The sequence below is a fragment of the Streptomyces sp. SID14478 genome, from assembly GCF_010548525.1.
GTDB lineage: Bacteria > Actinomycetota > Actinomycetes > Streptomycetales > Streptomycetaceae > Streptomyces.
The window spans coordinates 40,630-50,028 of the sequence record NZ_JAAGMG010000384.1 but is presented as its reverse complement, the minus strand read 5'-3'; the positions used below and the strand labels follow the sequence as shown (position 1 = coordinate 50,028).

The window sequence follows — 9,399 nt, the reverse complement described above, 5'->3', positions numbered from 1 at the left end:
CCGGGCGCGCGGCCCGACGGCCAGGACGTCGCTGCCGCCGCCCGAGCGGCTCCGCAGGACGAGCCGCACCGCCGCGTCCGGCACGTGCAGGACCGAGCGCGTGCCGTCCGGCTCGTGCGCCGTGACCCCGACATCGGTGATCCAGGGGCGCAGCGCGGCAGGCGGCTCGACCAGCCGCGTCGGCAGCTGGGACGTCCAGGACGCCGTCCTGATCGCCGTCTGCCGTGCGAAGACGGCGGAGAGGGAATCGGTCGCGGTGGTCACGACCTCACGGTAGCCAGCCGGGGCCGCCACGGGGGCGGTTCAAGCCTGCCGGAATTTCCTATCCGCGGGCCGCGCAGAGCAGCCAACGTGGCACGCATGATCCTCATCACCGGTGCGACCGGCACCATCGGCAGCGAAGTCGTCCGTCTCCTCGCCGCACGCGGCGTCCCGCACCGGGCCCTGACCCGGGACCCGGCACGCGCCCGGTTCGGGCCCGGGACGGAGGTCGTACGCGGCGACTACGACGATCCGAGCTCGCTGAACGCAGCGGTCACCGGCGTCGACGCCGTCTTCATGGTCACCGCCCCGCGGGCCGCCTCGCCGGGCGCCCACGATCTGGCGCTGCTCGCGGCGGCGCGGGCAGCGGGAGTGCGCCGCGCCGTCAAACTCTCCGCGATCGGCACCGGGGACCCGGGCATCGGCCCGGGCGGGGCCTGGCACGTCCCAGGCGAACAGGCGCTGCGCGACGGCCCGTTGCGGTGGACCGTGCTGCGCCCCTCCATGTTCGCGTCGAACCTGTTGTGGTGGGCCGGCGACATCCGAGCCGGCCGCCCGGTGCCCGACCAATACGGCGGCGGCGCCCAGGGCGTCATCGACCCTTCCGACATCGCGGCGGTCGCCGTCGAGGCCCTCCTCACGGACGACCACCACGGCCGCACCTACACCCTGACCGGCCCCGAGACACTGGCCCTCTCCGACATGACGACGCTGCTCGGCAAGGTGCTCGGCCGCGACGTCCCCTCGGTCGACGTGACAGAGGCCGAATCCCGCGCCTTCGTGCGTTCCCTCGGCATCCCGGAGGAGGCCGTGGACGGTGTCCTGGAGGGACTCGCCTATGTGCGAGCGGGGCACAACGCGATCGTGACCGACGAGGTCGAGCGGGTGCTCGGCAGGCCGCCGCGCACCTTCGCACAATGGGCGACGGAGCACCGGGCGGCGTTCGAGTAGGAATGCGGGGACGGTTTGCCTCGTCACGGTCACGGCTGGTCCGTGCCGGGTGCGCAGCTGTTCCCGAGTCGTGACAGCAGGCCCTTGGCCGCTCCACGGGCCTGTGTTCGACTTGCCGCGTGTCAGTACAGCTCACGGATCGCTCCGTTCCCCCGAGCGGACGGCGCCGCGTCGTCGTCCGCTGTGCCGTCGCGTCGATCCTCGTCGTGCTTGCCGCGCTGCTGCCCGGCAGCGTGACGGCGTCCGCCGAACCCCCCTCCGATTCGGGGCTGGTGGCGCCGAGGACGTATCACGTGAAGCCGTTCGGCGGCCGCAAGCGCCCCGCACGGGACAAGCGCCTCCACGTCCAGTACACGCGTGGTGGCGACGGGGCCGTGGGAGAGAGGACGGGACGCCTCACGATGGACGTCAGCGGCGCGGAAAAGACGCTGCGGCTGAAGCAGTTCGGCAACGGCTGCACCAGCACCGGTGCCGTACGAGTGGTCTGCAACGTCGGGGCCGAATACGACAGTTGGGCCGACTGGGCGGGCGCCCTCCCCACCGCAGCGCCGGGCAGCGAGCCCGGTGACCGGGGCGAGCTGCGCATGAGCTACCGGGCCCCGGACGGCCACGTCTCCACCGCGACGACCACGGTGGTGGTCGGCGGACCCATCCTGGAGGTCCGGCGCCCCGAGACCATCGCCGGCGTGCGGCCCGGCGCCGAGACCGGCCTGGACCTCGCCGTCCGCAACACCGGAGAGACGACGGCCGACGGGGTCGGCCTGATGGTCGTGGTCGACGGCGAACTGACAGCGACGCAGCGCTTCGCCAACTGCCGTTACACCGGCACCGATGACGCACCCCTCACCGCCTACTGCACCTTTCCCGACCTCCAGCTGCGCCCCGGACAGACGGCGGTGTTCAGCCCCGGTCTGCGGATACGGACCCCCAAGACACTCGACCACGGCTCACTGCGCCAGTCCGCCTGGCCGCTGGACCTCGGCCCGTACTACGACGTGCGCGTCCCCGACGGCGGGGAGCCCGGCGACGGCCCGCCGCTGCGCGCACAGATCCGTTCGGGCGGCAGCGGGCAGTGGAACGCCGAGCGCGAGGCGTGGACCGAGGTGCGTACGGACAACCCCGCCGACTACGCGGCGATCGGTGCCCATGTGCGGGCGGCTCCGGGCGCGCAGCAGGAGGTGCGGGTCGGCGCCCGCAGCGACGGGCCCGGCGACCCGGGGCAGGGCGGGGCGTACGACATGGTCTTCACGGTGCCGCGCGGAGCGGAGGTGCTGAAGGAGCCGATGGAAGAGCTCGACGAGGACTACTTCGAGCCGACGTGCCGGCACAAGGGAACCGTCTACACCTGCCCGTTGCGCGTGCACGAACCGGGCACCGACGAGACCCTCCCGTTCACGTTGAAGTTCGGCGAGAGCGCCGGCGACGGTACCGTCCGGCTCACCGAGCGCAAGGGCGACGCACCGCCCAAGGACCCCGACACGGCCGACCACACGGCCGCGGTGACCGTGGACCTCGATGAGAAGTACACGGCGTCCACCCCATCGGGGCACCCTCTCGCATGGAGCATCACGAGCGGCGCCGCGGCGTGCGTCGTCGTGGGCGGAGCCCTGCTGCTGCGGCGGCGACGGCACCGACGCTGACCCCGTCCGTAAGGGGGCGCCGAGACAGGTCCTCGGGTATGCCTTCGCGCAGGAACCCTCGGCCGAACTCGCTGACGCTCTCACCGCGTTCGCTGTGGCGGAGCGGATTCGATGTGGGCGAAGCTGCGGGAGCGTTCGGCGCCTACGACGCGTCGGGCAAGGAGATCTACATCCAGGCGAAGGCCCACAGTTCACCGGCGAACAGTAGGCCGACCGCGCCTCGTTGTTCCCGCGGCGGACGGATGCCGGGCGGCTACTCCGCCGTAACGAGGCGCTCCACCGCGGCGGTCACCAGGTGGTCGCGCTCTGCCTCCGAGAAGACGCCCGGCAGGGTGAGCTGTTCGACGATCAGCCAGTTCAACGTCAGGATGAGCAGCTTGACGGCCGTGGTGTCGCCGGGGAGACCGGAAGCCTCGTGATAGGCGACGTTGGCATCCACGTCGGCCCGGACCCGCTCGGTGAGGACCTTGGACAGTTCGGGGCGGCGGGTGGCTTCGAGGCGGAGTTCCAGGAGCGCGAGGTAGCCGGTGCGGAAGGAGGAGACGCGGCCGACGAGTTCGCGCATCAGCTCCACGTAGGTGTCCCGGTCGCGGCCGGCCGCCTGCTGGCGGGCGATCGTGGCCTCGTCGGGCTGCAGTCGCTCGTAGACCCGGGCGCCGGCCTGGGTGAACAGGTCGTCGCGACTGGAGAAGTAGTTGGATGCCGTTCCGGCGGGAACGGCCGCCTCGGCGTCCACGGCCCGGAACGTCAGACCGCGTGCGCCTTCCCGGGCCAGCACCTCGATCGCCGCGTCGACGAGAGCCGCGCGCCGCTGGTCGTTCCGCCTCACCACTGTGACCACTCCAGGGGTAGTACTACGCTCACACCACTTCGAGCAGAGTAGCCGTAGTCATGGCTGAGCGCCGACTCCCGTGCAGGCCGGTGACCAGAACCCGCATCTGATGCCCGCCTCCAAGACGCTGATCGTCGACGCGCATGCTGGCATGGCCGCGGGGCGGGAGCAACGGCGCCCGCGGGGCCGGGGGAGGGGTGGACGAGGGACCGTTCCGGCCCAGGGGGTGGCGCCCAGGCCGGCGGAGGGCTGCTTTCGTCCCGGCGGCGCCCGGCCCGGTGCCGTGCGGCCAACTCCCCGGATGCGGCGGTGGTGCGGAGCGTGCTGCGGCAGTGCGCGGGGCCTGTCGTGGCGCCCTCCATGCGTGCGGCGTCGCGCTCTCCTCGACCGGCCTTACGGCTTCCCGTCCAGTTCGCCGGCCGCCTTGCGCCCTGCGTCGGCGGTGCGGCGAAGGAAGCCGGCGAGCCGTTCCAGGTCGGCGGCGTCGTAATCGGAGCAGATGAGCTCCAGCGAGGAGTTCATGCCGGCGAAGAGCGCCAGCAGTTCGGCATTGCGATCACGCAGGGCGCGGACCAGGGAGGCCCTGCGGTCGGCGGGGTCGCGCTCGCGGGCGATCCAGCCCGCGCGTTCGAGCCGGTCGAGGACGCCGGTCATGGTGGCGGCGTGCAGTCCGGCCCGCTGGGCCAGAGCGGTGGGGCTCAGCGGGCCATGGGCGTTGATCAGATCGAGGCAGTCCAGGTCGGTGTCCTTGAGCCCGAGGCGGGTGCCGACCTTCCGGTTGAGCAGGGTCAGTTCGGCGCTCAGCTCGCGCAGTCCCTGCTGCACCTCGACGGTGGCCCGGCGTCGCCGACGGGCCGCATCCCCAGATGCTACGGAACTCATAATGTACGCCTCCCGAATCAACATGCTACGGTTCTCGTATATTACGGCACCCGAATAGTCGGGGTCCGGAGGCGAAGGGGCAAGATCATGCTCATGGTGATCGGAGCGACCGGCAGCGTCGGACGCGAAGTGGTCGACCTGTTGCTGAAGGACGGCGAGGAGGTGGCGGCGGTCACCCGCGATCCCGGCAGGGCGGCCCTGCCCGTGGGCGTGCATGTGGTGGAAGGGGATCCGTCCGCGCCCGGTGGCATCTCGGAGTGGCCGGACGGCACCGAGGCGGTGCTGCTCAACCCGCGCGCGGTCGGCACGGCAGCCGCTCACTTCCTCGCGCACGCCGCGGCCCACGGCGTGCGACGCGTCGTGGTGCTGTCGGCCGCGACCGTCGAACATCCGGCGGGCCACCGCCGGTTCGCCGACCAGTTCAGGGCCATCGAGCAGACGGTCAGGGACTCCGGCGTGCAGTGGACGTTCCTGCGCTGCGCCGATTTCGCCGCCAACGCCCTGGCCTGGGCGCCCCAGATCCGCGCGACCGGCATCGTGCGCGGCGCCTACCCGAGCGCGGCAACCTCGCCGCTCCACCAGCGAGACATCGCAGAAGTCGCCGTACGCGCGCTGCGCGAGCCCGCGCACGCAGGGCGCGCCTATCTACTCACCGGCCCGTACTCCCTCGACCAACGCGACAAGGTCCGTCTCATCGGTGAGGCCATCGAACGGGAACTGGCCTTCCAGGAGGTCGCCCCCGAGCAGGTCCGGCAGTCCCTGCTCGCTCAGGGGCTGCCACAGGACGTCCCCGACCGGCTCCTCGGCTCCCTGGCCGACTACGCGAAGGCGCCGGGCCCGACCACGGACACGGTGGAACGCCTCCTGGGCCGCCCCGCACTGACCTTCCGTGCATGGGCCGATGACAACGCCCCGGCCTTCCTGGCCCCGGCCGCCGGCTCATGACCGCCCACCCGGACAAGTCAACGACCGCGCCCGCCAGTCGAGTTGCCGCACTTGCGCGAGGAGCGAGCCTGCTCTTCTCGGGAGTCTTCGCCGGGTTCCTCGTCGCCGTGTTCGTACTGGAGATGTCCCTACGGGGATTCGACGGGCAGGTGTACACCCAGGTGCGGCAGGTCGAGCTCGACGCGCTGGACCGGCTTGCGACCGCAACGCTCCTGCCGGCGACGATCGCCACCGTCTTTCTCGTCGTCCTCGCATTCAAGGGGCGAGGCCGTACCCCTTGGCTGCTGCTGACGGCGCTCACCTTGCTGGCCGGCATTCTCGTGCTGACACTCGCGGTCAATCTGCCGATCAACGCCGACCAGCTCGACTGGCACGTGCAGGCGCCACCTGCCGACTGGGCCCGCGTACGTGATCGCTGGCAGATCGCCCACGGAGTGCGCACCTGCGCGGGCCTGCTCGCCTTCGGAGCGCTGATCGCCCATGCGGCCAGAGGAGCGCGGGCCCCTGACCGCGCGGCATCGCCGGTCGGATCCCCGGGCGCGCCGGAACGTTCGCCACTCCGACAACGGACTTGACGGGGACCGCGGCGCGGCCGGTCCTGGGTGGCGCGGTCCGTGCACCTCGACACGCCTGCGCCCTCCCGGTCGCCGGGAGGGCGCAGTGGAGGCGTTGTTCCTACTCGTCGTTCTTCAGTGAGTCGCGGGCGCCTTCGACCTTGTCCTTGGCCTTGTCGCGCATCTTCTCGGCATCGGCCTTGGCCTGATCGACCTTGCCCTCGGTCTTCATGCGATCGTTGCCACTGGCCTTGCCGAGCATCTCCTTGGCCTTGCCCTTGGCCTTGTCCATCGCGTTCTCGCCCATGGTCACTCCTTTGTGGTGGGGTGCTGCCACGGTACGAAGCGACTGTGGGGCTCGCACCTGGAGCGGCGGGCGCGGGGGCCGGCCTGCGGTTCGAGGCGCTTTGCGGGACCGCCGGTGGTACTGGCGGCGGCCTGTCCGCCGTTGTGGCGGGCCGGCCAGGGCCGACGAGGGATGGGCCTAATGGGCGAAGGGAACGCGGCGCGCATCTGACGCCGATCGTGTTTTCTTCCTGCCTGACTTCTGCCTCCACGGTGCGCTGGTCCGTGGTCCCCAGCGCGTATCCAGGGGCGCCGTCGAAACCGTCAGGGCTCGGCCGCCAGGACCGGGGCAGGGGGACGCCTCGACCGCATGCAGCGACCGTCAGTCACCGGTGCGTAGAGGGTTGTTCACTCATGACGCGGCTGTGCGGTGGGTGCCGATCGGGGGCGTGTTGGGCCTCAGGAGCGGACCAGGTCGTCCCCTTCGGCGTCGCTGTGGTCGGGCAGGTCGAGCGACAGGAGGTGTTCGGCGCCGCCTTCGAGGAGCTTGGCGGTCTCCGTGGAGCGGGGGAGCATGGTCTGCTCGTAGGCGCGCACGGCCTCGTCGACCGTGGTGGAGTCGGCGAGGGCGAGGGCGAGTTCGGCGGCGTCGAGCATGGCGAGGTTGACGCCCACGCCCAGCGGGGGCATGAGGTGCGCGGCGTCGCCGAGGAGGGTGACGGTGGGGTTGTGCTCCCAGGTGTGGGGGACCGGCAGGGCGAAGATCGGGCGCTGCACGTAGGGGCCGTCGTTGTCGGTGATCAGCCGCTGCATCTGGGGTGACCAGTCGGCGTAGCTCTCCAGGAGCCGGGCGCGGATGGCAGCGGTGTCGGCGGCGGCCAGGCCGCTCTGGTGGATCCAGTCGGCCGGGGCCCGCTGGATGAGATAGACGCGGATGTGGTTGCCGCCGTTGCGCTGGGCGAACATGCCGCGTGCGCCGTCGGCCGCGTGGGCGCCGCCCTGGCCGACCAGTGCGGCGATCTCGGGGTGGCTGTTGTCCACGTCGTCGAACCAGGCCTCCAGGAAGCTCACCCCGGAGTACTCGGGGACGGCGGGGGACACGGCTCGGCGTACTCGGGAGAAGGCACCGTCGGCGCCGATGACCAAGTCGCTCTCGACGATGGTGCCGTCGGAGAAGTGCAGCTGCCGCGGTCCGTCGGCGGGCCGTCGACCTTCTCCAGTGCGCTGCCCCACCGCACCGTTCCGGGCAGCAGCGACTCCAGCAGCAGGTCGCGCAGTTGGCCGCGGTCGATCTCCGGCTTGAAGAGCTCGTCGGACTCCGGAACCTGGTGCGAAAGCAGCGCACCGCCCGGCTCCAGCTGACGCATCTCCTGCCCCTCCGGGCGTGCCAGCTCGAAGAACTCATCGAGCAGACCGGCCTCACGCAAGGCGATCTGGCCGTTGTCGGCGTGCAGGTCCAGGGTGCCGCCCTGGTTGCGGGCGTCGGGCCCCGCGTCGCGGTCGTAGACGGTGACCGCGAGGCCGCGCCGCTGGAGGATGCGAGCGCAGGTCAGTCCGCCGGGTCCGGCGCCGATGACGCTGATCCTGGCCTGGGTGGGGGTTATGGCGTTCATGGGGGTCCCTTCATGCCGTGTCGGCACGGGTGTCGGTGCACGGCTGATCCGTTCCGCGGCGTTTGAATATTTCCAACCGCTACAAACATACAACAGTGCAAAATATGTTGTCGTTCGAAAAACTGGAGTAAGGTGCGAGGCATGACGGAGACGACCGGAGGCGCGGCCTCGAGTGGGCGACGCGCCCGCAAGAAGGCCGCCACCCGCCAGGCGCTGGCCGACGCGGCGCTGCGCCTGTTCCTGGAGCGCGGCTACGAGCAAGTGGGCGTCCGGGAGATCGCCGAGGTCGCCGACGTATCGGTGTCGACTTTGTTCAACTACTTTCCCGGCGGCAAGGAGGCCCTGGTCTTCGACGAGGACGCCGACAACGAAGCCGCTCTGGTCGGCGCCGTCACCGACCGGCTGCCCGGCCAGACGATCCCGCAGGCCCTGCGGGCGTACTTCACCGGCTACGCCGCCTCGTCCCACACCAGTGATCCCCGCTTCGCCGCGTTCCAGCGCCTGATCCAGGAGACGCCGGCGCTGCGCGAGTACGCCCGTGCCATGACGTTGCGCCATGAGGACGCCCTGGCCCGCGTGCTTGCCGACGAGACGGGACGGCCGCAGGACGACCTGCTCTGCGCCGCCTACGCGCGGTTCACGCTGGAAGCCCTCGCCTTTGCCGGATCCCGCCCGGATCCCGCCGCGGCCATCGACCAAGCGTGCCTCCTGCTCGACCAGGGATGGACGGCCGCCGTCGGCCGACCTGCCGGCGAACCTTCCTGAGGCCTGTGCCGACGCCGCCTCCGGTCCGACCGCGGTGACCCGTTGTACGAGGACCGGTCGGCGAGGGGAAACGAGATGCGGGGCGGCGGCCCCGGCCTCTAACGTGACCGACATGCGCGTCGTCTTCACCAAGGGCCCCGGCACCGGCTACTGGATCGCGGTGCACCGCGAGACGGGCGCCGCGCTGGCGCCGCGCAACGGCCCCGGCGGACATTCGTACCTGCCGCACGACTTGGTGCACTTCCTGGTCGAGGCGGAGGCGGGAATCAAGCGCGGGGTGTACGGGCGACTGGCCGCCGGCGACAACGGCCTGTTCTGGCCCGCGGACCCCGCCGAGCGGAACAAGGCGGCGCGGCGCCGGAAGTCGAAGCCGACGCAGCCGACTCCGCAGGCGCGAGCGGACATGGCGCGCTCGGAGGCACTGGCGGCAAGCGCGGTCGCTGTCTGGGAGGTGCGCCACGGCCACGCGAAGACGCTCCCGGCCTACGTGAGCGGGGACGAACTGCCTCCGGTCATCGACCGCATCATGGCCCGCTTCGACGACTACGCGCAGCGCTGGCACGCGCTGCCGGTCGGCGGCTCCCTCGAACTCGACTGGTAGGCCCGGCACTTCACTCTCTCGCGCCAGAGGTCAGAAGCCAGAGGCCAGAAGCCAGAACCGCATGGCGGGC

At 71.4% G+C, this 9,399-nt stretch carries 9 protein-coding genes and 2 pseudogenes; 6 read left to right on the top strand and 5 right to left on the bottom strand.

All coding sequences use genetic code 11. The annotated features are described in order from the left end of the window. Positions 1 to 264: pseudogene (locus G3I40_RS12600) on the bottom strand (hypothetical protein); the annotation flags it as partial. 96 nt (positions 265 to 360) lie between these two features. Here G3I40_RS12600 and G3I40_RS12595 point away from each other — a divergent pair. Together G3I40_RS12595 and G3I40_RS12590 are read left to right on the top strand one after the other, a co-directional pair. Beyond that, the gene (locus G3I40_RS12595) at positions 361 to 1,212 is read left to right on the top strand and encodes an NAD(P)H-binding protein (RefSeq protein WP_164302247.1); all 852 of its coding nucleotides are present in this window, start codon (positions 361 to 363) and stop codon (positions 1,210 to 1,212) included. Between the two features lie 119 nt (positions 1,213 to 1,331). Then, positions 1,332 to 2,852 carry a hypothetical protein gene (locus G3I40_RS12590; RefSeq protein WP_164302246.1) on the top strand — a complete coding sequence of 507 codons (1,521 nt, stop codon included), beginning with the start codon at positions 1,332 to 1,334 and terminating at the stop codon, positions 2,850 to 2,852. Between the two features lie 253 nt (positions 2,853 to 3,105). Here the strand turns inward: G3I40_RS12590 and G3I40_RS12585 are convergent, their stop codons facing one another. Then, positions 3,106 to 3,684: a TetR/AcrR family transcriptional regulator gene (locus tag G3I40_RS12585; RefSeq protein ID WP_164302245.1), complete on the bottom strand. Its 579-nt coding sequence runs from the start codon at positions 3,682 to 3,684 to the stop codon at positions 3,106 to 3,108. A 393-nt stretch (positions 3,685 to 4,077) separates the two neighbouring features. Then, positions 4,078 to 4,566, bottom strand: coding sequence for a MarR family transcriptional regulator (locus G3I40_RS12580; RefSeq protein ID WP_164302244.1), 489 nt, complete (start codon positions 4,564 to 4,566; stop codon positions 4,078 to 4,080). 87 nt (positions 4,567 to 4,653) lie between these two features. Between G3I40_RS12580 and G3I40_RS12575 the strand changes: the two genes are divergently transcribed. Next, positions 4,654 to 5,511 (top strand): NAD(P)H-binding protein, encoded by an 858-nt coding sequence (locus G3I40_RS12575; RefSeq protein WP_164302243.1) that lies wholly within the window; start codon positions 4,654 to 4,656, stop codon positions 5,509 to 5,511. Next, positions 5,508 to 6,086 carry an anthrone oxygenase family protein gene (locus G3I40_RS12570; protein WP_164302242.1) on the top strand — a complete coding sequence of 193 codons (579 nt, stop codon included), beginning with the start codon at positions 5,508 to 5,510 and terminating at the stop codon, positions 6,084 to 6,086. Before G3I40_RS12575 ends, G3I40_RS12570 begins: the two co-directional genes overlap by 4 nt. 100 nt (positions 6,087 to 6,186) lie before the next feature. Here the strand turns inward: G3I40_RS12570 and G3I40_RS12565 are convergent, their stop codons facing one another. Continuing rightward, positions 6,187 to 6,372: a CsbD family protein gene (locus tag G3I40_RS12565; protein WP_164302241.1), complete on the bottom strand. Its 186-nt coding sequence runs from the start codon at positions 6,370 to 6,372 to the stop codon at positions 6,187 to 6,189. A 437-nt stretch (positions 6,373 to 6,809) separates the two neighbouring features. After that, a pseudogene (locus tag G3I40_RS12560) lies at positions 6,810 to 7,963 on the bottom strand (NAD(P)/FAD-dependent oxidoreductase). Between the two features lie 141 nt (positions 7,964 to 8,104). Between G3I40_RS12560 and G3I40_RS12555 the strand changes: the two are divergent. Both G3I40_RS12555 and G3I40_RS12550 read left to right on the top strand, forming a co-directional pair. Continuing rightward, complete coding sequence (locus G3I40_RS12555; RefSeq protein ID WP_164302240.1) at positions 8,105 to 8,728, top strand: TetR/AcrR family transcriptional regulator; 624 nt, start codon at positions 8,105 to 8,107, stop codon at positions 8,726 to 8,728. A 112-nt stretch (positions 8,729 to 8,840) separates the two neighbouring features. Further along, positions 8,841 to 9,329 (top strand): hypothetical protein, encoded by a 489-nt coding sequence (locus G3I40_RS12550; RefSeq protein WP_164302239.1) that lies wholly within the window; start codon positions 8,841 to 8,843, stop codon positions 9,327 to 9,329. Positions 9,330 to 9,399: the final 70 nt, after the last annotated feature.